Annotated in this window: 17 protein-coding genes; 9 read left to right on the top strand and 8 right to left on the bottom strand. The window is 71.7% G+C overall.

Features of this window, described 5'->3' with window-relative positions:
• The first annotated feature begins 74 nt into the window (after positions 1-74).
• The 6 genes from rsmA to NQO67_RS14140 all read left to right on the top strand — a co-directional run bounded on the left by rsmA (position 75) and on the right by NQO67_RS14140 (position 9,249).
• Positions 75-965, top strand: a complete 891-nt coding sequence (gene rsmA, locus NQO67_RS14115; RefSeq protein ID WP_255950257.1) for a 16S rRNA (adenine(1518)-N(6)/adenine(1519)-N(6))-dimethyltransferase RsmA — start codon at positions 75-77, stop codon at positions 963-965.
• Between the two features lie 112 nt (positions 966-1,077).
• The gene (locus NQO67_RS14120) at positions 1,078-2,016 is read left to right on the top strand and encodes a 4-(cytidine 5'-diphospho)-2-C-methyl-D-erythritol kinase (RefSeq protein WP_255950400.1); all 939 of its coding nucleotides are present in this window, start codon (positions 1,078-1,080) and stop codon (positions 2,014-2,016) included.
• 311 nt (positions 2,017-2,327) lie between these two features.
• Positions 2,328-4,145, top strand: coding sequence for an ABC-F family ATP-binding cassette domain-containing protein (locus NQO67_RS14125; protein WP_255950258.1), 1,818 nt, complete (start codon positions 2,328-2,330; stop codon positions 4,143-4,145).
• Positions 4,146-4,447: 302 nt separating this feature from the next.
• Entirely contained in the window at positions 4,448-6,232 is a 1,785-nt protein-coding gene (locus tag NQO67_RS14130) for an outer membrane protein assembly factor BamB family protein (RefSeq protein ID WP_255950259.1), read from the top strand.
• Between the two features lie 90 nt (positions 6,233-6,322).
• A complete protein-coding gene (locus NQO67_RS14135; protein WP_255950260.1) occupies positions 6,323-8,233 on the top strand; it encodes an outer membrane protein assembly factor BamB family protein in 1,911 nt (636 codons plus the stop codon).
• Positions 8,234-8,544: 311 nt separating this feature from the next.
• The gene (locus NQO67_RS14140; RefSeq protein WP_255950261.1) at positions 8,545-9,249 is read left to right on the top strand and encodes a response regulator transcription factor; all 705 of its coding nucleotides are present in this window, start codon (positions 8,545-8,547) and stop codon (positions 9,247-9,249) included.
• 41 nt (positions 9,250-9,290) lie between these two features.
• Here the strand turns inward: NQO67_RS14140 and NQO67_RS14145 are convergent, their stop codons facing one another.
• Together NQO67_RS14145 and NQO67_RS14150 are read right to left on the bottom strand one after the other, a co-directional pair.
• The gene (locus NQO67_RS14145; protein ID WP_255950262.1) at positions 9,291-9,638 is read right to left on the bottom strand and encodes a hypothetical protein; all 348 of its coding nucleotides are present in this window, start codon (positions 9,636-9,638) and stop codon (positions 9,291-9,293) included.
• 77 nt (positions 9,639-9,715) lie between these two features.
• Positions 9,716-11,386, bottom strand: coding sequence for a sodium:solute symporter family protein (locus NQO67_RS14150; RefSeq protein WP_255950263.1), 1,671 nt, complete (start codon positions 11,384-11,386; stop codon positions 9,716-9,718).
• Positions 11,387-11,665: 279 nt separating this feature from the next.
• On the opposite strand from NQO67_RS14150, the gene galT reads away from it, so the two are divergent.
• The 3 genes from galT to galK all read left to right on the top strand — a co-directional run bounded on the left by galT (position 11,666) and on the right by galK (position 14,983).
• Positions 11,666-12,769, top strand: a complete 1,104-nt coding sequence (gene galT / locus NQO67_RS14155) for a galactose-1-phosphate uridylyltransferase (RefSeq protein ID WP_255950264.1) — start codon at positions 11,666-11,668, stop codon at positions 12,767-12,769.
• Complete coding sequence (galE, locus tag NQO67_RS14160; RefSeq protein WP_255950265.1) at positions 12,769-13,731, top strand: UDP-glucose 4-epimerase GalE; 963 nt, start codon at positions 12,769-12,771, stop codon at positions 13,729-13,731. The genes galT and galE overlap by 1 nt, the downstream gene beginning before the upstream one ends.
• Before the next feature lie 85 nt (positions 13,732-13,816).
• The gene (gene galK, locus NQO67_RS14165) at positions 13,817-14,983 is read left to right on the top strand and encodes a galactokinase (RefSeq protein ID WP_255950266.1); all 1,167 of its coding nucleotides are present in this window, start codon (positions 13,817-13,819) and stop codon (positions 14,981-14,983) included.
• A 93-nt stretch (positions 14,984-15,076) separates the two neighbouring features.
• Here the strand turns inward: galK and ccrA are convergent, their stop codons facing one another.
• From ccrA to NQO67_RS14195, 6 genes are all read right to left on the bottom strand, one after another.
• Complete coding sequence (gene ccrA / locus NQO67_RS14170) at positions 15,077-16,354, bottom strand: crotonyl-CoA carboxylase/reductase (RefSeq protein ID WP_255950267.1); 1,278 nt, start codon at positions 16,352-16,354, stop codon at positions 15,077-15,079.
• A gap of 195 nt (positions 16,355-16,549) precedes the next feature.
• The gene (locus NQO67_RS14175) at positions 16,550-17,779 is read right to left on the bottom strand and encodes an MFS transporter (protein ID WP_255950268.1); all 1,230 of its coding nucleotides are present in this window, start codon (positions 17,777-17,779) and stop codon (positions 16,550-16,552) included.
• Positions 17,780-17,781: 2 nt separating this feature from the next.
• A complete protein-coding gene (locus tag NQO67_RS14180) occupies positions 17,782-19,914 on the bottom strand; it encodes an acetate--CoA ligase family protein (protein ID WP_255950269.1) in 2,133 nt (710 codons plus the stop codon).
• The gene (locus tag NQO67_RS14185) at positions 19,911-20,717 is read right to left on the bottom strand and encodes an enoyl-CoA hydratase/isomerase family protein (protein ID WP_255950270.1); all 807 of its coding nucleotides are present in this window, start codon (positions 20,715-20,717) and stop codon (positions 19,911-19,913) included. Before NQO67_RS14185 ends, NQO67_RS14180 begins: the two co-directional genes overlap by 4 nt.
• 31 nt (positions 20,718-20,748) lie before the next feature.
• On the bottom strand, positions 20,749-22,323 hold the full coding sequence (mctP, locus tag NQO67_RS14190; RefSeq protein WP_255950271.1) for a monocarboxylate uptake permease MctP: 1,575 nt from the start codon (positions 22,321-22,323) through the stop codon (positions 20,749-20,751).
• Positions 22,320-22,595 carry a DUF3311 domain-containing protein gene (locus tag NQO67_RS14195; RefSeq protein ID WP_255950272.1) on the bottom strand — a complete coding sequence of 92 codons (276 nt, stop codon included), beginning with the start codon at positions 22,593-22,595 and terminating at the stop codon, positions 22,320-22,322. The genes mctP and NQO67_RS14195 overlap by 4 nt, the downstream gene beginning before the upstream one ends.
• Between the last annotated feature and the right edge of the window lie 56 nt (positions 22,596-22,651).

Consider the following 22,651-nt stretch of genomic DNA (forward strand, 5'->3'; position numbering starts at 1 on the left):
CGTCGACCGACGGCACCCCGGGCCGACCACCCGGCCGGCGGGCCCCCGACCCCGCCGGCCGTAGGCTTGGGCCCGTGACGCCCACCCGCCCCGACCCCCTCCTCGGCCCCGCCGACATCCGCGAACTCGCCGCCGGACTCGGTATCCGCCCCACCAAGCAGCGCGGCCAGAACTTCGTGATCGACGCCAACACGGTCCGCCGTATCGTCCGCACCGCCCAGGTACGGCCCGACGACGTGGTGGTGGAGGTGGGGCCGGGGCTCGGCTCGCTGACCCTGGCACTGCTGGAGGCGGCGGACCGCGTCACGGCCGTGGAGATCGACGCCGCGCTGGCCGCAGCGCTGCCCGCGACCGTCGCTGCCCGGCTGCCGGAGCGCGCCGCACGCTTCGCGCTGGTGCACGCCGACGCCCTGCACGTGCGCGAGCTGCCGGGACCGCCCCCCACCGCCCTCGTCGCCAACCTCCCCTACAACGTCGCCGTGCCCGTCCTGCTGCACATGCTCGACATCTTCCCGAGCATCGAACGCGTCCTGGTCATGGTCCAGTCCGAGGTCGCCGACCGGCTCTGCGCGGCCCCCGGCTCGAAGGTGTACGGCGTCCCGTCGGTCAAGGCCGGCTGGTACGCGCACGTCAAACGGGCCGGTGCCATCGGCCGTACGGTCTTCTGGCCGGCGCCGAACGTGGACAGCGGCCTGGTGTCGCTGGTCCGCAGGACCGAGCCGGTGGCGACGACGGCCTCCCGGCAAGAGGTCTTCGCGGTCGTCGACGCGGCCTTCGCGCAGCGGCGGAAGACGCTCAGGGCCGCCCTGGCGGGCTGGGCCGGATCCGCGGCGGCGGCCGAGGCGGCCCTGGTCGCCGCCGGTGTGCCGGTCCAGGCGCGCGGTGAGTCGCTGACCGTGGCGGAGTTCGCCCGGATCGCCGAACAACGGCCGGGCCGGTCGGACCAGCAGCCGGAACAGCCTTGACGGTGACGGTGACGGTGCCGTGGCGAACGGCGACCGGAAGGGACCGGGCGTCGACCGTGTGGGACCGGCGCCCGGCGGAGTACAGGGCGGCAGCCCGGATGCGGAGTACGTGGTGAACCGGAACCCCAAGACCCCGGCCGTGACCGTCCGGGTCCCGGCCAAGGTCAACGTGCAGCTCGCCGTGGGGCCCGCGCGCCCCGACGGGTTCCACGACCTGGCCAACGTCTTCCTGGCCGTCGGCCTCTACGACGAGATCACCGTCACCCCCGCCGACGAACTACGGCTGACCTGCGACGGGCCCGGCTCCGCCGAGGTGCCCCTGGACGGCGGCAACCTGGCCGCGCGGGCCGCGACGGCGCTCGCAGAGCGGACCGGGCGCGCGCCCGCCGTGCACATCCACATCGACAAGAACATCCCCGTCGCCGGCGGCATGGCGGGCGGCAGCGCGGACGGTGCCGGGGCCCTGCTGGCCTGTGACGCGCTCTGGGACACCGGCCTGTCCCGCGCCCGACTCCTGCAACTCTGCGCCGAACTCGGCAGCGACGTGCCCTTCAGCCTCATCGGCGGGGCGGCGCTGGGCACCGGACGCGGCGAGCAGGTGCGACCGCTGCCGGTCGGTGACTCGTTCCACTGGGTGTTCGCCCTGGCCGAGGGCGGTCTCTCCACCCCCGCCGTGTACCGCGAGTTCGACCGCCTCGCCGCCGCGGCGGGCCGTCCGGTGCCGGCGCCGGTGGCCTCCGAAGCGCTGCTCCGGGCGCTACGGGACGGTGACGCGGCGGCGTTGGCCGCCGCGGTGAGCAACGACCTTCAGCCGGCGGCGCTCTCCCTGTACCCCGCCCTCGCGGACACCCTCGCGGCCGGCACCAAGGGGGGCGCCCTCGCCGCACTGGTGTCCGGTTCGGGCCCGACCACGGCGTTCCTCACGGACGCCGCCACGGCGCCGGCCGTCGCGGCGGCACTACAGGACTCCGGCACGTGCCGCGCCGTACGGGTCGCCTCCTCGCCTGCGGCGGGGGCGACGGTGACCAAAGCGTCCGCTTCGGCCCGGTGACGACCCGACGGTCTCGTCGGGGCCTGTCGCGCAGTTCCCCGCGCCCCTAATAGGTGGGCCGGGGTGCCGTGAGCCCCTGGGATGGCGCCAAAGGCGCCTATAAAGGGGCGCGGGGAACTGCGCGACAAGCCCCCACCGGCCGGTGGTCCGGATACGACGGAGACAGCCCCTTCGGGCCGATGACGACCCGACGGTCTCGTCGGGGTTGGTCGCGCAGTTCCCCGCGCCCCCACGGGGCGCACCCCGGGCGTCCGGGTCCCGTAACCTGGAACGCTGATCGATCAAACCGCAGCGTCGGGTCAGGAGTGCTGGTGGCCGTCAATCTGGTCAATGTCGAGGCCGTAGGCAAGGTGTACGGCACGCGTGCACTGCTCGACTCGGTGTCCCTCGGGGTCTCGGAAGGGGACCGGATCGGCGTCGTCGGGCGCAACGGCGACGGGAAGACGACCCTGATCCGCATCCTGTCCAAGCTGGAGGAGGCCGACACGGGCCGCGTCACGCACAGTGGCGGGCTGCGGCTCGGCGTGCTCACCCAGCACGACTCGCTCGACTCGGCGGCCACCGTCCGCCATGAGGTGATCGGCGACCTCGCCGACCACGAGTGGGCCGGCGACGCCCGCATCAGGGATGTGCTGACCGGCCTCTTCGGCGGCCTCGCCCTGCCGGGCTTCCCGCACGGCCTGGACACCGTCATCGGCCCGCTGTCCGGCGGCGAGCGCCGGCGCATCGCGCTCGCCAAGCTGCTCATCGCCGAGCAGGACCTGATCGTCCTCGACGAGCCCACCAACCACCTGGACGTGGAGGGCATCGCCTGGCTCGCCGAGCACCTGCGCGCCCGCCGCTCCGCCCTGGTCTGCGTCACGCACGACCGGTGGTTCCTCGACCAGGTCTGCACCCGCATGTGGGACGTGCAGCGCGGCACCGTCTTCGAGTACGAGGGCGGCTACTCGGACTACGTCTTCGCGCGTGCCGAGCGCGAGCGCATCGCGGCGAGCGAGGAGGCCAAGCGGCAGAACCTGATCCGCAAGGAGCTGGCCTGGCTGCGCCGTGGCGCGCCCGCGCGCACGTCCAAGCCGCGCTTCCGCATCGAGGCCGCCAACGAGCTGATCAAGGACGTGCCGATGCCGCGCGACACCAGCGAACTGATGAAGTTCGCCTCGTCCCGGCTCGGCAAGACCGTCTTCGACCTGGAGGACATCACCGTCCAGGCCGGTCCGAAGACGCTGCTGGAGCGGGTGACCTGGCAGCTCGGACCGGGCGACCGCATCGCCCTGGTCGGCGTGAACGGCGCGGGCAAGACATCGCTGGTGCGGGCCATGACCGAGGCCGCGGCGAGCGACGGCGAGCGACAGCCGGCCGGCGGCCGGATCGTGGTGGGCAAGACGGTCAGGCCCGCCTACCTCTCGCAGGAGGTGCACGAACTCGATCCGGGGCTGCGGGTGCTGGAGGCGGTGCAGCAGGTACGCGAGCGGGTCGACCTTGGCAAGGGCCGGGAGATGACGGCGGGGCAGCTCTGCGAGACGTTCGGCTTCGGCAAGGAGAAGCAGTGGACGCCCGTCGCCGACCTCTCGGGTGGTGAGCGGCGCCGGTTGCAGCTGCTGCGGCTGCTGATGGACGAGCCCAACGTGCTCTTCCTCGACGAGCCCACCAACGACCTGGACATCGAGACCCTGACCCAGCTGGAGGACCTGCTCGACGGCTGGCCCGGCACCCTCGTCGTGATCTCCCACGACCGGTTCTTCCTCGAGCGCACCACGGACCGGGTGTTCGCGCTGCTCGGCGACCGGACCCTGCGGATGCTGCCGCGCGGCGTCGACGAGTACCTGGAACGCCGCCGTCGGATGCTCCAGGAGGCCGCCCCGGCGCCCGCGGCCACGCCGGCGAAGAAGGAGAAGGCCGTCTCCGCCGCCGAGGCGCGCGCCGCGAAGAAGGAACTCCAGCGGATCGAGCGGCAGCTGGACAAGATCTCGCAGGACGAGACGGCGCTGCACACGCAGATCGCCGATCACGCCACCGACTTCGCGAAGGTGGCCGTGCTCGACGGCGAGCTGAGGGAACTCGTCACCCGCCGCGAGGAGTTGGAGAACCGCTGGCTGGAACTCGCCGACGAGTTGGGTGAAGCCGGATGAGAGGCCCCCGCTTTCTGATCGCGAAGGATGCGTGAAAACCGCGTAACAGTGCCATCACGGGCCGGTCCGCCCTTGGGAACAGGGCATGGACCGGCCAGGTGTGCTAGGGCGACCAAGTGATAGAAAGGCGGCCTCGGGACATGTCCGAGACCCGTCAGGCATGCCGAAAACCAGCGCCGTGGTCCCCTCGGGGGTGCCTCAAGGGCTAGAGGGTATCCAGCGGGACACCTCCAGCACGTCAGGACACGCGGGTCACAGCGGGGGCCGGCGAGGCGAGATTTCAGTGAAAGAGGGGGAGCGCTGTGACTCAGCCACCCAACCAACCGCCCCAGGGCGGCTTCGGAGCTCCGCAGGACCCGCCGCCGCACGGCACACCCCCGCCGCCGCCCCAGCAGCCGCCGGCCCAGCCCGCGGGCCAGCCCGGCTACGGGTACCCCCAGCAACCGCCCACGCCGCCCGCGGGCCAGCCGGGTTACGGCTACCCGCAGCAGTCGGGCGGGTTCGGCCCGCCCCAGCAGCCGGGCGGCTTCGGCCAGCCGCAGCAGCCGGGCCCGTACGCCCCGCAGCAGCAGCCCGGGCCCTACACCCAGCCGCAGTACGGCTACCCGCCTCAGCAGCAGTACCCGACGGTGCCCGGTGGCGGCCCCGGCGGTGGCGGCCGTAACCCCTTCAAGGGCAAGCCCGCGGTGCTCATCGGCGCGGCGGTGGCCCTCGTACTGGTGGCCGGCGGTGTGGTGTGGGCGGTCACCAGCGGCGGGGACGACGACAAGCCGGTCGCCAAGCACACCAGTTCGCCCGGCCCCTCGGCGTCGGCCGACGAGGGCGACGGCAGCGGCAACGGCGGCAGCAGGGGCGACGACCCCGAGGACTTCAACGCCGACCGCCAGCCCGGCGAGGCGAAGGTGCTCTGGTACAAGGGGGCGCCCGACGCGCCCGGCAACGGTGCCGAGGCCAACGGCATGTGGGTCACCGACAAGATCGCCGCCAAGGCCGCGTACAAGCAGCTGTTCGGCTACAACGTGGCCAACGGCAGCCAGGCCTGGGAGCCCATCACCTTCCCTCAGGAGATCTGCGCCACCTCCAAGCAGGCGACCGCCGACGGCAAGATCGTCGTCGCCTACAAGGAGGGCGTGAAGGACACCGCCAAGTGCAACCAGCTGGTGGAAGTCGACCTGAACACCGGTGAGAAGGGCTGGACCAGGAACATCAAGGAAGAGGGACTGTTCGACAGCTCGCTGAGCTTGGAGATGTACATCTCCAAGAACACGCTGATAGTCGGCCGTTCCCAGTCCGGCACCGGCCTGTCGATGAGCGACGGCCACCAGCTGTGGACCAAGAAGGAAGAGGAGGACGGGGTCTGCTTCCCGCAGGCCTTCACCGGCGGCTCCAAGGTGCTCCTGTCGATGGGGTGCTCGGCGGGGAAGGACACCGAGCACGAGCGGGTGGAGGAACTCGACCCCGACACCGGCAAGACCAAGTGGACCAAGGAGATCCCCAAGGGCTGGTCCCTCAAGCGCGTCTACTCCACCAGCCCCGTCGTCCTCTACCTCACCAACGAGGACAAGAAGCAGTGGAACATCAGCACGCTGAAGAACGGCAGCGGTACGACGCGTTCGCAGGTCGACATCAACGAGAGCTTCTCGCCCGACTGCCCCATGTCGATCATCGAGTCCGAGCTACAGGGCTGTAACGGCACGGCTGCCGACGCCGACACCCTCTACCTGCCCACCGAGGCGGACACCGGCGCCAACGAGATCGTCGCCGTCAACCTGGACACCGGCAAGGAGCGCTGGCGCGTGAAGGCGCCCGCCGAGAGCAGCATGCTGCCGCTGCGGGTGGAGGGCGGCAACGTCATCGCCTACCAGAAGCCCACGTACGAGGCGGGCGGCGCGGTGCTGTCGATCCCGACCAGCGGCGGCCACAAGCCGACGAAGCTGCTCCAGCACCCCGCGAGCACCGCGGACATCGAGAACGGCTTCTACTCGGCGGAGATCGCCTACGTGGACGGCCGCTTCGTCATCTCCACCACCCAGCTGACCGGCAGTGACAAGGCGCAGGAGAAACTCATGATGGCCTTCGGCAAGTGACTGCACCCACGCTCCGGTGAGCCCGCGTCCCCGCGGGCCCCGGGCGTCGTCCCCGACCCGTTCCGAAGCCCGTTTCCGAAGGTGACCGCCATGACCCAGCCGCCTCAGCCGCCCAACGGCCCGCCCCAGGGGGGCTACGGCACCCCGCAGAGCCCCCAGCCCGGGGGCTACGGGACCCCGCAGCCGCCGCCCGCACCGCCGCAGGGCCCGCCATCCACCCCGCCCGACTTCGCCAAGCCCCCGGAGCAGCAGGGGCCCGGGTACGGCTACCCCGGGCCGGGTGCCGGCCAGGGCACGCCCCCGCCGCCCGCGGCACCCCCGCAGACGCCACCGCCGCCCGGCCAGCCGCCGGCGCAGCCGCAGGGACAGCCCGCTTACGGCTCCCCACAGGGCTCCCCGCAGGACGCCTCCGTGGCCCAGCAGCCGACCGTCTTCGCGCAGCCCGCGGTCCAGCCCGGTCAGCAGCAGGGCTACGGCTACCCGGGCCAGCAGCAGAACTACGGCGGCTACCAGTCGCCGACGGCGCCGCAGGCGGCGGTGTCCCCGGGCAAGAAGGTCAACTCCCAGCTGGTGATCATCGTCGCGGCGGTCGTCGCGATCGCGCTGATCGTCGGTGGCGGCATCTGGTACTCCAAGTCCGGGTCCGACGACAAGAAGGACGAGGCATCGTCGTCCTCGGGCGGCTCGGGCGGCTCCGGCGGCAAGGAAGGCAAGGACGGCGGGAGCGGCGGCCAGGGCAGCGGCGGTGCGGAGAAGGTGCCCGGCAACACGTCGGCCAAGGTCCTCTTCCAGGTGCCCCAGCCCGAGGTTCCCAAGGACGCCGTGTACTCGGTGCCCGGGTCCTGGCTGTACAAGAAGGTGTTCGCCAAGGCCGGCCTGAACGAGATCATCGGCTACGACACGGACTCCGGCAAGCAGACCTGGAAGATGCCGCTGGACGGCCAGACCTGCGGCAGCGCACCCGAGGTCACCGACGACGGGATCACCGCGGTCATCTACGAGGAGGCCAAGGTCAAGGGCGCGCACGACGTCCAGCCGTGCAGCAAGATCTCCGCCATCGACCTCAACACCGGCCAGAAGCTGTGGACCAAGCAGGTCGACAACGGCGACGACAAGGCCCGGTTCGAAGAGGCCAGCATCAGCGGCAACACGGTCGCCCTGGGCGGTGACACCGACGGCGGCGCCGCCTTCGACCTGAAGTCCGGGAAGCTGCTGTGGTCCCCGCAGGCCGCCGACACCTGCAAGGACGATGGCTACCGGGGCGGTGAGCAGCTGGTCGCGGTCCGCCAGTGCGGCGACTACGACAACCCGAAACTGGAAGTGCAGCTGCTCGACCCCAGCAACGGCAACCCGAAGTGGTCGTACAAGCTGCCCGCCGGCATCGACAACGCCAAGGTGATCTCCACCAAGCCCGTCGTCTTCGGTGTGGACTCCGGTGAGATCACCGCGAGCGGTGTCACCGACGTGTTCTCGCTCGACGACAGCGGCAAGCTGCTGACGAAGATCACGCTGCCGGACGGCAAGTACAGCCACGACTGCGACGTCAACCACGTCCACGACTGCCACGGCATCATCGTCGGCAACAACCGGGTGTACGTGCCGACCGAGCAGCACCAGGGCGGCGGCGAGTACGGCAACACCAACGAGATCGTGTCGTTCGACCTGGCCACCGGCAAGTCCACCGGTGACCGGTTCGACGCGGGCGACCAGTACACGATGTTCCCGGTGCGGATGGACGGCTCCAACGTCCTCGCCTACAAGGACGGCCCGTACGACAAGGGCTCGCAGATCGTGACGATCAACACCAAGACGTCGAAGCAGACCACCCTGCTGGAGACTCCTGCGTCGCAGACGGTGCTCGACGCGCTGATGAGCATGGTCCCCGACTCGGCGGAGATCTGGTACGCCGACGGGCGGCTGTTCCTCGGAAAGGAGCTGATCAGCAAGCCGCTCTCCGCGGACGAGAAGAACTACACGGTGCTCGGCTTCGCCGCCGACTAGTCCGGCGGAGGTGCGGGTTGTGACCGCCCGCACCGAGTGACCGGCAGCACGACCCGACGACCCCGCCCCCTCTCGGGCGGGGTCGTCTGCGTGTTCGCGGGTCGGGTGGCTGTTCGCGGGAGGGTGGCCGGAACGACGAGCGACAGGGGGGCGAAGGAGAGGATTTCGGTCGGCGACACGGCGATCTCGCCGGTGGGGGAGCGCAATGTCGAACAGGCGTGTAGTTTCCCGAGATGGACGACGGGGGGTTGGGGTGTTTACCGACCTGGCCGGGGCGCCGGCTCGGTGCGGAGGGGACTGGGGGGTTGCTCATGGCGGCGGTGCGACTCGTGGTGGTGGATGACCACAGACTTCACGCCGAGGCGCTTGCCTCGGCGCTCAAACTGCGCGGGCACCGGGTGCTGGCGGCCGCCGCACCCGCCGCCGGGGCGGCGGAGCTGGTGATCAACCGTGCGCCGGAGGTCTGCCTGCTGGGCACCGCCGCACCGGACCGGCCGGGGATCTTCGATCCGGTGGTGAAGATCAAGCAGGATCGGTCGACGGTGGCGGTGGTGGTGCTCGGCCCGGTCCCGTCACCGCGCGGCATCGCCGCCGCGTTCGCTGCGGGCGCCAGCGGCTACGTGCGCCACGACGAGCGGATCGAGGGCGTGGAACGGGCGATCATGAAGGCCCGTGCCGGGGAGGCGGCGATCGCCCCCACCCTGTTGCAGGGCGCCTTCGCCGAGTTGCTGAACCCCGTGGCCCAACCGGACGACGAGGGCCAGCGGTTGCTGGGGATGCTCACCCCGCGCGAGGTGGAGGTCCTGGTGCGGGTCGCCGACGGGGAGGGGACGCGGCTGATCGCGGCGGGTATGGGCATCGCGCCGTCCACCGCGCGCACGCATGTGCAGCGGGTCCTGATGAAGCTGGGCGTGGGTTCACGCCTCGAGGCGGCGGCGCTGGCCGCCCGCACGGGCCTGCTCGACCGGGCGGGCAGCCGGCCGGAGGACACCGGCCCCGGCAGGGGCGCCCGGTAGTCCGGGCCGCCGGCTGCCGGGGCCGGTGCCCTCCGCGGCCGTCAGGACGACGGCTGGTCGTGCACCGACGGGGGCGCCGGCGGGGTCGGGCGGAGTTTGAGCCACAGCAGGAACAGCAGCCCCAGGACGAGCATGCCGAGTCCCGTCCACAGGTTGATGTTGATGTCCTGGGCCTTCTTCAGGTCGGCGTCGGAGGCGGTGATGCCGGCGATCGTGACGATCACCCCGTAGATCACGAACAGCCCGCCGATGATCAGCCGGATGTCGAAGAGCCGCGCGGCCGTCGCGGAGCGCTTCTCGAGCTGGCTGACCTCGTGCTGGTACTCGGTCTCCGGTGGCACGGCGCCGTCCGGCGCGCCGTCTGTTCGGTTGACGTGGTCGTCAGACATGGTGCTTACGTCCTTCGGTGTGCGAGGCGTGTGGAGGGTCGGGGCGGCGCTTGGGCCAGGGCTGGCGCGGTGGCCGCTCAGAACGAGAACGGCACGTAGCACGCGGCGGCCAGCACGACCGCGCCCCAGCCGAGCAGCGCGGGCCTGCGGTACCACGCCTCGTCGCCCGCGGCCGGCGGCTCCGTCATGCCGGGCGACCTGGTGCCGTACACCAGACCGGCCAGCTCCTCGGCGGCCTTGGGCTTCGTGGCGTAGGAGATCACCACCATCACCACCGCGCCGACCACGAAGGCGACGATCGAGGAGACGAAGTTGGCGCCCTGATCGCTCGGGATGTCGATGACGCCCTGCTTGTAGAACCAGAAGTAGTTGACCATCGCGGCGACGGTGCCGGAGAGCAGCCCCCAGAACCCGGCGGCGGCCGTGGTGCGCTTCCAGAACATGCCGATGATGAACACCACGAACAGCGGCACGTTGAAGAACGAGAACAGCGTCTGGAGGTAGTTCATGATGTTGCTGAAGCTGGACGCGATGAACGCCGTGCCCATGCCGATCAGCACCCCGACGGCGGTGACGACCCGCCCGGTGAGCAGGTAGTGCCGGTCGCTCTGGCCCTTCTTCAGGTACGCCGCCCAGATGTCGTTGGTGAAGACGGTGTTGAACGACGAGACGTTGGCCGCCATACCGGCCATGAACGCGGCGAGCAGCCCGGTCACGGCGATGCCCAGCACCCCGTTGGGCAGCAGGTCGCGCATGAGGACGGGGATGGCGTCGTTGTAGGTCAGGTCGCTGTGCTCGGTGCCGATGGCCGGCTCCATCACCAGCGCGATCAGGCCGGGGACCACCACGACCATGGGTATCAGGATCTTGGGGAAGGCGGCGATGAGCGGGGTGCGCCGGGCCGCGGAGAGGTTCTTGGCGGACAGCGCCCGCTGCACCTCGGCGAAGTTGGTGGTCCAGTAGCCGAAGCTCATCACGAAGCCGAGGCCGAGCACGATGGTGAGCCAGTTCGCGCCGAGCGGGTTGGCCGAGCCGATGCCGGTGCCGCCCCAGGCGCTCATGAAGTCGTCCCCGTGCGTGGCGGTGAGCTTGTCGCTCATGCCGTCCCAGCCGCCGACCCGCTTCAGGCCGACGATGGTCAGCGGGATCAGCGCGGCGAGGATCACGAAGAACTGGAGCACCTCGTTGTAGATCGCCGAGGACAGGCCGCCCACGGTGATGTACACCAGCACGAAGGCGCCCGCGACCACGATCGCCACCCACTGTGGCCAACCGAGCAGCGCCTGGAGGACGATCGCCATCGCGTAGAGGTTGACGCCCGCGATCAGGACGGACGACACCGCGAAGATGATCGAGGAGAGCAGGTGCGAGGAGGGTCCGAAGCGGTGCAGCAGGAACTCCGGGACGGAGCGCACCTTCGAGCCGTAGTAGAAGGGCATCATCACCAGGCCGAGGAAGACCATGGCGGGGATGGCGCCGATCCAGTACCAGTGCACGGTGTAGGCGCCGTACTGGACGCCGTTGGCCGCCATGCCCAGGATCTCGGTGGCACCGAGGTTGGCCGCGACGAACGCGAGGCCGGTGATCCAGGCGGGCAGCGAACGGCCCGAGAGGAAGAAGTCGAGGGACGTCTTGACCGAGCGCCGGGCGGCGAAGCCGATGCCCAGCACCACGGCGAAGTAGATCGCCAGGATCGTGTAGTCGAGCCCGTTCGTGGGGAGCCGGAGCCCGTCGGCGAGGTAAGTCATGGGGGTACTCGCTTCGTTGCGCGAACTGAACTGCCCGGAACCTACGCCGATTCGTTCAAGAATTGAACCGTTGGGTTGATGTTCTTTGTTTGATTGTGATCGAGCGGGTGCTTTTGTCCTTGTATCGTCGCGCTAATGTGAGGGGAAGTTCACAGGGATCACCCAGCTTCGGGGGGTCCGGGGGATTGACGCACCTGTTTGGTTGTGGTCTGTTATGTTTAGTTGTGTGTTTGATGGCCGTGGGCATGGATATGGGTGCAGAAAGCGGGGGATCGAGGAGTGAAGAAGACGTCGACCCGGCTGGCCGACGGTCGCGAGCTCATCTACTACGACCTGCGGGATGACGCGGTACGCGACGCCGTCGACCGTCGCCCGCTCGATCCGGCCGGCCCGGAACGCTCCGAGATCCGCCGGGACCGGCTGCTCGGCGACGCGGTCGCCGTCGCCTCGCACCGCCAGGCCCGCACCTACCACCCGCCCGCCGACGAGTGCCCGCTCTGCCCGTCACGCGAGGGCCGCATGAGCGAGGTCCCGGACGCCACGTACGACGTGGCCGTGTTCGAGAACCGTTTCCCGTCGCTCGCCGGCGACTCCGGCCGCTGCGAGGTGGTCTGCTTCACGGAGGATCACGACGCGTCCTTCGCCGACCTCACCGAGGAGCAGGCCGGTCTGGTCCTTCAGGCCTGGACGGACCGCACCGCCGAACTGGGCCGGCTGCCCGCCGTGACCCAGGTGTTCTGCTTCGAGAACCGCGGCGCCGAGATCGGCGTCACCCTCGGCCACCCGCACGGCCAGATATACGGCTATTCCTTCGTCACCCCGCGCACCGCCCTGATGCTCCGCTCGCTGGCCGCGCACCGCGACGACACCGGACGCAACCTCTTCGACGACGTCGTCGCCGACGAGCTGTCCGACGGCCGCCGCGTCGTCCTGGACACCGACCACTGGGTCGCCTTCGTCCCGTACGCCGCGCACTGGCCCTACGAGTTGCACCTCTACCCCAAGCGCCGGGTACCGGACCTGCTCGCCCTCGACGAGACGGCGCGGGCCGAGTTCCCGCGGATCTACCTGGAGCTCCTGAGGCGCTTCGACCGCATCTTCGACGCCGAGGCGGGCGACACGCCGGCTGGAGAAGGCGCCGGGCCCGTCCGCCGCCCCCCGACCCCGTACATTTCGGCCTGGCACCAGGCCCCGTTCGGCGATCTCGGCGAGTACCGGGTGGACCGCGACGACTTCGCGCTCCACCTCGAGCTTTTCACCATCCGCCGCACTTCCGGCAAGCTGAAGTTCCTCGCGGGTTCCGAATCCGGCATGAGTGTGTTCATCAACGATGTGCCGCCGGAGGCCGCGGCGATGCGACTGCGAGAGGTAGCGAGCGAGTAATGGGCAAGTACCTGGTCACGGGTGGTGCGGGATACGTCGGCAGCGTCGTCGCCCAGCATCTGCTGGAGGCGGACCACGAGGTCACCGTCCTCGACAATCTCTCCACCGGCTTTCGCGAGGGCGTCCCCGCCGGGGCGACGTTCGTCGAGGGCGACATCCGCGACGCGGGCAAGTGGCTCGACCCCTCGTACGACGCGGTCCTGCACTTCGCCGCGTTCTCGCAGGTCGGCGAGTCGGTCGTGAAGCCCGAGAAGTACTGGGACAACAACGTCGGCGGGACGATGGAGCTGCTCGCCGCGATGCGCACGGCCGGGGTGCGCACGCTGGTCTTCTCGTCCACCGCCGCCACGTACGGCGAGCCGGTCAACACCCCGATCACCGAGACCGACCCGACCGCGCCGACCTCTCCGTACGGTGCGTCCAAGCTCGCCGTCGACCACATGATCACCGGCGAGGCGGTCGCGCACGGCCTCGCCGCGGTCTCGCTGCGCTACTTCAACGTGGCGGGCGCGTACGGCGACTGCGGAGAGCGGCACGACCCCGAGTCGCACCTGATCCCGCTGGTCCTCCAGGTCGCCCAGGGCCGCCGCGAGGCGATCTCCGTCTTCGGCGAGGACTACCCGACCGCGGACGGCACCTGCATCCGCGACTACATCCACGTCGCCGACCTGGCCGAAGCGCACCTGCTCGCGGTGCAGGCGGCACGGCCCGGCGAGCATCTGATCTGCAACCTCGGCAACGGCGCCGGCTTCTCGGTGCGCGAGGTCATCGAGACCGTCCGACGGGTCACCGGGCACCCCGTCCCCGAGGTGACCGCACCCCGCCGCGCCGGCGACCCCGCCGTCCTGGTCGCGTCCGCCGACGCCGCACGCGACCGCCTCGGCTGGCGTCCGGCCCGCCCGGACCTCGCCGACATCGTGGCCGACGCCTGGGCGTTCGCCCAGCGGGTGGCGGCGGAGTAGCCGACCGGGGCCGACCCCGGCGAGCCAGCAGTCGTCCAGGACGGCAGTCGTCCCGGAGCAGCATCCAGCAGGAGGAGGGGGAGCCGTGACGTCGTCCACGGAGTCGGCCGAGACAGTGGCCAAGGGCTTTCAGGAGTTGTACGGGCGCGCACCGGACGGCGTCTGGGCGGCACCGGGCCGGGTGAACCTGATCGGTGAGCACACCGACTACAACGACGGCTTCGTGATGCCGCTCGCCCTGCCGCACACCGTGCTCGCCGCCGCCGCTTCGCGCACCGACGGGATCCTGCGCCTGCACTCGGCCGACGTGCCAGGCGGCACCTACGAGCTGCGTCTCGACGAGCTGGAGCCGGGCCCGGACGGCGGCTGGGCCGCGTACCCGGCCGGGGTGCTGTGGGCGCTGCGCGCGGCAGGGCTGCCCGTCGGCGGCGCCGACCTGCACTTCGCGAGCGCGGTGCCGACCGGCGCCGGCCTCTCGTCGTCGGCGGCGCTGGAGGTCGCCACGGCGTTCGCCCTGGACGGGCTGTTCTCGCTCGGCCTGTCCCGGGCGCGCATGGCCCGCCTGTGCCAGCACGCGGAGAACGACTTCGTGGGCATGCCCTGCGGGATCATGGACCAGATGGCCTCCGCGAGCTGCACGTCGGGCCACGCCCTCTACCTGGACACCCGGGACCTCACCGAACGCCAGGTCCCCTTCGACCTCACCGTGCACGGCCTGTGCCTGCTCGTCGTCGACACCCGCGTCAAGCACACGCTGGCCGACGGCGCCTACGCGAGCCGGCGCAGGTCCTGCGAGGCGGGCGCCGCGGCCCTGGGTGTCCCCGCGCTGCGCGACGTGGCGCACGCGGAGCTCGACGCCGCGCTGCGCCGGATCGACGACGAAGAAGTGCGCAGCTGCGTGCGGCACGTGGTGACCGAGGACCACCGGGTGACGGAGGTGATCCGGCTGCTCGACGCCGGTCAGGTCCGTGCCGTGGGACCGGTCCTGACCCAGGGACACATATCCCTCAGGGACGACTTCCGCGTCTCCTGCCCGGAACTCGACCTCGTCGTCGACACCGCGAACGCGGCCGGCGCGCTGGGCGCCCGGATGACCGGCGGCGGCTTCGGCGGCTCGGCGATCGTCCTGGTGGACCAGGACCGCACCGAGGACGTGACCCGTGCGGTACGCGACGCCTTCGCCCGCGCGGACTTCACGGCACCCCGGGTCTTCACCGCGGTGCCGTCGGAAGGGGCGCACCGGGTGGTGTGAGCGGGGTGGGACGGTGTGCGCGCCGACCGGCGCCGGCGCGCACACCCACGCTCACGCGCGGCCTCTCACGTGCCGCCTCTCACGTGCCGCCTCTCATGCACGGCCCGCGTCCGGCGAGGCCGCGCCGACGAGTGCGGAGACGTTCCCGAAGACGTCCTCGCCGCGGCCCATGGTCGCGTGCGCGGCACCGATCTCGCCGAAGGCGACGGTGCGCCCCAGCACCGGGTCGATCTTCCCGCTCCTGACCAGGTCGTTGTAGGCGATCGCCTGGGCGTCGTTCGTGCCGTGCGATCCCTGGAGGCGCTTCTGCCGCGTCCAGTGGTACCGCAGGTCGACCATGGCGTCGTAGCCGGTGGTGCCGGCGCAGATCACCACCATGCCCCCGGGGCGGCAGACGAAGATGCTGGTGGGGATGGTCGCCGCCCCGGGATGCTCGAAGACCAGCGCGGGGTCCCGGCGGGAGCCGACGATCTCCCAGACCCGCTTGCCGAACGCCCGGGCGCCCGCGGTCCACTCCCGCTGCCCGGCCTTGTCGTCGACCAGCGGCGGAATGCCCCAGTGCGAGAACCGCCGGCGGTCGATCCAGCCCGCGGCCCCGTACTTCTCGGCGTAGGCGCCGCGCTCGGCGTCCGAGACGACGGCCACCGGGACGGCGCCGGCGAGCCGGGCGAGCTGGCTGGCCTGGGTGCCCAGGCCGCCGGACCCGCCCCAGATCAGCACCACGTCGTCCTTCTCGACGGTGTTGCCCGCCCAACCGTGCAGCATCCGGTAGGCGGTGGTGCCCACCAGCGTCGGCGCGGCGGCCTCCGCCCAGGTCAGGTGCTCCGCCTTGGGCAGCACCTGATGGGCCTGGACCCGGGTGAACTGGCCGAACGAACCGTAGTTGGTGTCGTAGCCGTAGATCCGGGCCGAGTTCGCGATCATCGGGTCACGGCCTTCGCGCACCCACGGGTCCTGCGCGTCCCACCAGCCGGGGTGCGTGATGACGTGCTGGCCGACCTCGATTCCGGTGACGTCCGAGCCGACGGCGTAGACGATGCCGGAGGCGTCGGAGCCGCCGATGTGGAAGTCCTCCGGTTCGCCGCGCTTCTGCCGCACGGCCACCTGGTCGACCGGGTAGCCGCGGGCCGCCCACACGTTGTTGTAGTTGATCCCGGCGGCCATGACGGCGATCAGCACCTCGTGGGGCCCGATCTCGGGGGTCGGCACCACCTCGGGGCGGAACGCCTCGGCCGGGTCGCCGTAGCGGTCCTGGCGCACCACCTGCGCATGCATGTGCGAGGGCACCCGCCCCAGCGGAGGCAGCTCGCCCACCGGGACCACGTCGGTCCCCGCCGTCACGACACTGCGCCGCTGATCTGTTTCGGACATGCCACTACCTCCGACGGTTGTGAACTGGTTCAAGGGAGAGAGATGAACGGGTTGTCAGGTGGGAACGGGGCGAGGCGGGGACGAGCGCCCCGCACCCGAAGCGAGGAGCCGCCGCTCGGCCGAAGCGAAGCCACCGGCCGACGGAAGCGAAGCCACGGTCCGGCGGAAGCGAAGCCCCCGGCCGGACGCCGGGGTTCACGCCGTGGCGCGTTGTCCTCGCAGGTAGCCGGCCATGGCCGCGATGCCGACCACCGGACCGATCGCGAGCACCAGCAGGGCCACCGACCACGAGGCGCGGTCGACGAGCACCGGGACGAGCCAGATGGTCGCCGCGGTCGTGACGTAGCCGACCGCGAGCTGGAGGGTGACCGCGCTGCCCACGTACCGCGGATCGGCGTTCTCGGTGACCAGCGCCGAGAACTGCGCCGAGTCGGCGATCACCCAGAAGCCCCAGAAGCAGGCCACGGCGAGCACGACCGGCAGCGGCAGCGTGCGCACCGCGGACAGCAGCACGGCGGCACCGCCGGACATCACCAGGCTGAGCAGCGCGGCCTTGGCCCGGCCGAAGCGGTCGCTGAGCAGCCCGCCGACCAGGCAACCCACCGCCCCGACACCGATGCAGCAGAACGCCGCCAGCGACGCCTCACGCGGACCGTCGGGGCGGTGCGCGAACGGGCCGAGCGAGGCGAGGAACGTGCCCACCCACGCCCACATGGCGTACAGCTCCCACATGTGCCCGACGTAGCCGAGGTTCGCGAGCAGCACGGGCCGGCTGCGCACCGCACGCAGCGCCGACGGGAGGTGGAAAGCGGAGCGCGGGAACGGGTGGGGGCCCGAGCCCCGTACCAGCAGGATCAGCAGGCCGCCGGCCGCTGTGAGCACCGACGTCGCGACGATCACCGACTGCCAGCCGAGCCCGCCGGTGGCCTTGACCAGCTGCGGGGCCGCCGAGCCGAGGGTGAGGGCGCCGATCATCACCCCGAGCGCGGTGCCCCGGCCCGTGCGGAACCACGAGGAGACCAGCTTGAGCGCCGGCGGATAGACCGCGGCCAGGAACGCGCCGGTCAGTGCGCGCAGGCCGAGCGCGATCCCGTATCCGGGCGCCCAGAGCAGCAGCAGGTTGGCGATGGCCGCACCCGTCGCGCCCACGCTCATCAGCCGGGCGCCGGGCACCGCGTCGGCGAGACCGGTGCCGGCGAGCGTCACCGCGCCCAGCACGAATCCCAGCTGGACCGCGATGGTCAGCAGCGCCGACTCGTTGCCGCTGAGCGCCCACAGCTGCTGGAACTGCGGGATCACGAACGAGGCCGAGAACCAGACGCTCATCGACAGGAACGTGCTCAGGGCGATGGTGGCCAGGGCAAGTCGCGCGCGACGCCGCAGGCGGGTGCCGGTGTCGCTCGCGGACGTGGTGGTGTCGGCCATGGTCAGAGTGTCCCCTCCGCGCTCCTGGGCCGGCCGGCGGCCTGCCATCCGCGGCCGACGGCGGCGATGGCACGGTCGACCGAGTCGAGCAGCGGCACGCCGTGCGCCGCGGCGCGCTCCCGCAGCCCGCGCACCAGCTCGTCCTGCTCCCGGCTGGTGCTGCTGCGCAGCACCAGCACCAGGGGGGTGCCGTCGCGGTCGGCGGCGAGCAGGTCATCGGTCAGCGCGGTGACGAGCGCCGCGGCCTCGGCACCGTCCAGCAGGTCGTACACCGTGCCGACGTCCAGATAGGCGCACACGCAGTCGATCGACGGGTCGGTGGCGACGGCCCGCACCAGCGCGCCGGTGAACGGCCCGCTGTCGTCGAACAGCGACCACACCGGTATGTCGACCGGATTGGCCAGGCTCGTGCCCGGCGCCGCGAACCGGGCCAGCGCACCGGCGGTGGCCTCGCCCAGCGGGGCCAGGCGCAGCCCGTGCGCGCCGGCCACGTCGGCTCCGACGACGGCCACGCCGCCGCCGCTGCCGACAAGACCGAGGCGAGGACCCGCCGGGTGGGGCACGTGCTGGAGCACGAGCAGGGTGTCGAGGAGCGCGTCGAGGCTGTCCACCAGCGTCACACCGGCGGCGTGTGCGGCGTCGGCGAGCAGTCGCGGATCGGCCGCCAGCGCGCCGGTGTGCGAGGCGGCGGCGGCCGTTCCGACCGCGCTGCGACCCCCCTTGAACAGCACGACCGGTGTGCTCATGCCCGCCGCAAGACGGAAGAAGCGGCCGGCGTCGCGGTCGTCCTCCAGGTAGAACGCGGCGACCGTGGTCCGCTCGTCGGCCTCGCAGAAGGCCAGCAGCTCCGACGGCGACACGTCGTGGCAGTTGCCGACCGAGCTGACGAAGCTGAACTCCAGGCCCAGCTCGTTGCCGCGCCGCACCACGTCGCCCGCGTAGGTGCCGGACTGCGAGACCACCGCGATGCCGCCCCGCCGCGTCGGCGAGGCGCCGGAGCCGATCATGGTGAGCTGGGCGTACGGGGTGTAGTGGCCGATGCAGTTCGGCCCGAACACCCGCATCGGGGTCCCCGCGACCACGGCCGCCAGGTCCTCGGTGTCGGCGGTGTACACATGGGCCGTTCTGGTGCCCAGGGCCGCCAGCCGGCGCAGCGCGTCGGGCACGGCGGGGGCGGGCAGCGCCACCACGGCCCGGTCGATGCCCGTGGGCAGTTCGTCGACGGAGCCGACCGCAGGCCGGCCGAGGATCTCGGCCGCCGACCGGCTGACCGGGTGGACGGAGCCACGAAATCCCAGCTCGACCGCGGTGCGCACGGCGCGGTGACCCATCTTGCGCGGGTCGGCCGAGGCGCCGAGCACGGCGAGCGAGCCCGGGTAGATGCCAGGGTGCAGCGCCTCGTAGGCCTCGGCGGGGTCGGGCGCGTGCGCCGCCGGGTGCACGTCTCCGGCGGGTTCCCGGGCCACGGCGCGTGCGTCGACGGCGACGATGCCGGTGGCGCTCACCACGACGGGGTTGAGGTCGATCTGGTCGACCGGCTCGTTCAGCAGCATGCCGTCGGCGCCGCCGATGCCGACCAGCAACTCGGCCAGCCTCTCGTGCGCCGGCGGGAGCCGGCGGCGCAGGATCGCGCCGATCCTGGTCCGCTCCAGCAGCCGTATCGCGCCGCCGTGGTCGACGGGCGCCAGGGCGAACGCGACGTCGCCGAGCGTCTCGACGTCCACACCACCGGAGCCGACCATCACGACCGGCCCGAACGAGGGCTCGTACAGGGCGCCCACCACGGCCTCGAGACCCGGTTCGACCATCGGCTCGACGGTCACCCCGCGCACCTCGACGCCGCTGGCGCGCTGCTCGGTGAGCAGCCGTTCGGTGGCGTCCAGGACATCGTCGGGCGCCACGCCGAGCAGCACGCCGCCGGCCCTGCTCTTGTGCACCACGCCGTCGGCCACCAGCTTCACGGCGACGGGCCGCCCCAGCCGCCGCGCGGCGGCGGCGGCCTCCTCGGCGCCCGGCGCGAAGACGACGGGGTTGGCGGGCAGGCCGTAACGGGCGGCCAGGTCACGCACGACGTCCTCGCGCAGCCGCCGGGGCGCGGGCACCGGCGCAGCGGCGGGGGAGTTCGCGGCGCTCACGCGAGCACCTTCGCGATGCGCTCGCGCAGGTCCCCGGGGGCGTCGGGATAGTCGGCAGGGCGGCGTTCGAGGAACGCGCGCACGCCCTCCGCACCGTCGGGCAGCCGCTGCACGAGGGCCGCGAGCAGCGGCTCCGCCGCCCGGCCGGCGTCGAGCCCGTGCGCCAGGGTGTGCCGCAGACCCGACTTGACCGCCGCCAGCACCGCCGGCGAGACCTCGGCGATGTCCCGGGCCAGCGCGAGCGCGTCGTCGAGTGCGCGGTCGCCGTCGCCGATCCGCTCGACGAACCCGTGCCGGAGCGCCTCCTCGGCGTCGAACGGAGCCGCGGTGGCCAGCCATGCGAAGGCGACCGGATAGCTCACCACGTCGAGCAGCCTGCTGAGCTGCCCGCCGACCGGCACCAGACCGATCGCGGCGCCCACCGCGCAGAACCGGGCACCGGCGCCGGCCACCCGCAGGTCGCAGTTGAGCGCCAGGATGAAACCCGCCGCGTACGCGGGCCCGTCGATCGCGGCGATGACGGGGGTGGTCAGTTCCGCGGGGCGGGTGAACGCGGCGTTGGCCACCGGGTCCCCGGCCGTCTCGGGGGCGTCGAGCACCTCTTGCAGGTCGTGCCCCGAAGAGAAGCAGCCGTCCGTGCCGGTGACCACGATGACGCGCACCGCCGGGTCGGCGTCCGCCCGGTCGAGCTCGGCGAGCAGAGCGGGGGCCATGCCGTGGCCGAAGGCGCCTCGTTTGGCCGGGTTGTCGATGGTCAGGATGCGCACCGGGCCCTGGTCGGACACGCGGATTCCGGGAGCCATGGAACCTCCAGTTTGGGGGGGCGGGCGTGGGTCAGGCCTCGTGCGCGGTCACCGGCACGGGGACGTCCGCGTGCGGGAGGCCGCCGGCCCGGGGCCGTGGCGCGAACGCGCGCCGCACGGTGGATCCGGCGACCGCCACGACCAGGTTGAGCAGCAGCGCCGAGATCGCGATGTAGAGCGGACTGTGGACGAAGAAGGGGATGGCGGTGGAGCCGCCGAACGGCCCTCCGGACGGCGATTTCACTCCGTAGGCCGCCCAGGTCCCGTAGCCGATGCCGACCGCCCAGCCGGCGAGCACGGCCCACCGGTCGGCGAAGTGCCGCGTGAACAGGCCCAGCAGCACGGCGGGCAGCGTCTGGAGGATCCAGATCCCGCCGAGCAGCTGGAAGTTCAGCGCGAAGTTGCTGTCCATGGTGAGCACGAAGACCAGCGCGCCGACCTTCACCAGCACGGAGACGATCTTGGAGACGCGGGTCTCGGCGTGCTGCGACACCTCATGGCGGGCGAACTCGCGGTACAGGTTCCGGCTGACCAGGTTGCCCGCGGCGATGGCCATGATCGCGGCCGGTACCAGGGCGCTCATGGCGATGGCGGCGAAGGCGACCCCGACGAACCAGGACGGGAACATCCCGGCCAGCAACTGCGGAACGGCGTACTGCGGATTGCCGCCCCAGGGCCGCACCCCGGCCGCCAGCGCCAGCACGCCCAGCAACGCGACGAACCCCAGCAGCACCGTGTAGATCGGCAGCACCGACATGTTCCGCCGGACCGTCTTCGGCCCCCGGGCCGCGAACACCCCGGTCATCGAGTGCGGGTACAGGAAGAAGGCCATGCCGGACCCGAGCGCCAGCGTGACGTAGACGCTCGGCTGGACGGAGAGCAGCGCATCACCGCCGCCCGCACCTCCGGACGAAAACGCCGCCGACGCCTTCTCGAAGGCCGCACCGAACCCACCGAGCCTGACCGGGATGACCACGACGGCGACGATGACCACGAGATACGTCAGACCGTCCTTGACGAAGGAGATCAGCGCCGGCGCCCTGACCCCCGACGAGTAGGTGAAGGCCGCCAGGATGGCGAAGGCGATCAGCAGCGGAAGATCACGGACGAACCAGTTCTGGTCCGCCGAACCGCCCAGGCCCAGCGCCCCGAAGACCACTTCGAGTCCGACGAGTTGCAGCGCGAGGTAGGGCAGCGTGGCGAGCAGCCCGGTCAGGGTGATGGCCAGCCCCAGCGTCCGCGAACCGAACCGCTCGTTCACGAAGTCGGTCAGCGTCACATAGCCGCGTGCGTGCGCGAGCGCGACCAGCCTCGGCAGGAACAGGAAGCCCAGGGCGTACAGGACGATCGCGTTGGGGATCGAGTAGAAGCCGAAGGCGCCCATGCTGAAGACCGCCGCGGGCACCGCGATGAGGGTGTAGGCGCTGTACAGGTCGCCGCCGAGCAGGAACCAGGTGATGAACGGCCCGAACGTACGGCCGCCCAGCGCCCATTCGTCGAGGCTGTCGGCTCCGGCGCGCCGCCACCGGCCCGCGACGAACCCGATGCCGGTGATCAGCGCCAGCAGCGTGGCGAACACCCCGAAGGCGACACCGTCGAACCTCATGACGGTGCCTGCCCGTACGCGTCGTCCGCCCCGGCGAACAGCAGCCGGTAGACGCTGCCGGTACCGAGCGCGGCCAGCACCGCCATCGACATCTGGAACCAGTAGAAGAACGGTATGCCGGCCAGCGCGGGACCCTGGCGCTGGTACAGCGGTACGGCCAGCCCGAGGGCGACCGGAGCGCCGATCAGCACCGTGCACAGCACGATCCGCAGACGGCGGCGGCCCGAAGCGGTGGCCGGTGCGGGGTCGGGTGCGGGGGCGGGCGCAGACATGCGGTGGCCCATCACGAACTCTCCCTTGAGCATCAGGTGGGACGGCGGAACCTGCG

The sequence above is a fragment of the Streptomyces odontomachi genome (genome assembly GCF_024435355.1).
GTDB lineage: Bacteria > Actinomycetota > Actinomycetes > Streptomycetales > Streptomycetaceae > Streptomyces > Streptomyces odontomachi.

Bases quoted from the DNA above. Each gene is read 5' to 3' on its own strand.
- ccrA (WP_255950267.1), bottom strand. From the start codon at position 16,354: ATGTCCGAAACAGATCAGCGGCGCAGTGTCGTGACGGCGGGGACCGAC.
- galE (WP_255950265.1), top strand. From the start codon at position 12,769: ATGGGCAAGTACCTGGTCACGGGTGGTGCGGGATACGTCGGCAGCGTC.
- NQO67_RS14135 (WP_255950260.1), top strand. From the start codon at position 6,323: ATGACCCAGCCGCCTCAGCCGCCCAACGGCCCGCCCCAGGGGGGCTAC.
- NQO67_RS14185 (WP_255950270.1), bottom strand. From the start codon at position 20,717: ATGGCTCCCGGAATCCGCGTGTCCGACCAGGGCCCGGTGCGCATCCTG.
- NQO67_RS14140 (WP_255950261.1), top strand. From the start codon at position 8,545: ATGGCGGCGGTGCGACTCGTGGTGGTGGATGACCACAGACTTCACGCC.
- NQO67_RS14175 (WP_255950268.1), bottom strand. From the start codon at position 17,779: ATGGCCGACACCACCACGTCCGCGAGCGACACCGGCACCCGCCTGCGG.
- NQO67_RS14145 (WP_255950262.1), bottom strand. From the start codon at position 9,638: ATGTCTGACGACCACGTCAACCGAACAGACGGCGCGCCGGACGGCGCC.
- mctP (WP_255950271.1), bottom strand. From the start codon at position 22,323: ATGAGGTTCGACGGTGTCGCCTTCGGGGTGTTCGCCACGCTGCTGGCG.
- NQO67_RS14195 (WP_255950272.1), bottom strand. From the start codon at position 22,595: ATGTCTGCGCCCGCCCCCGCACCCGACCCCGCACCGGCCACCGCTTCG.
- NQO67_RS14150 (WP_255950263.1), bottom strand. From the start codon at position 11,386: ATGACTTACCTCGCCGACGGGCTCCGGCTCCCCACGAACGGGCTCGAC.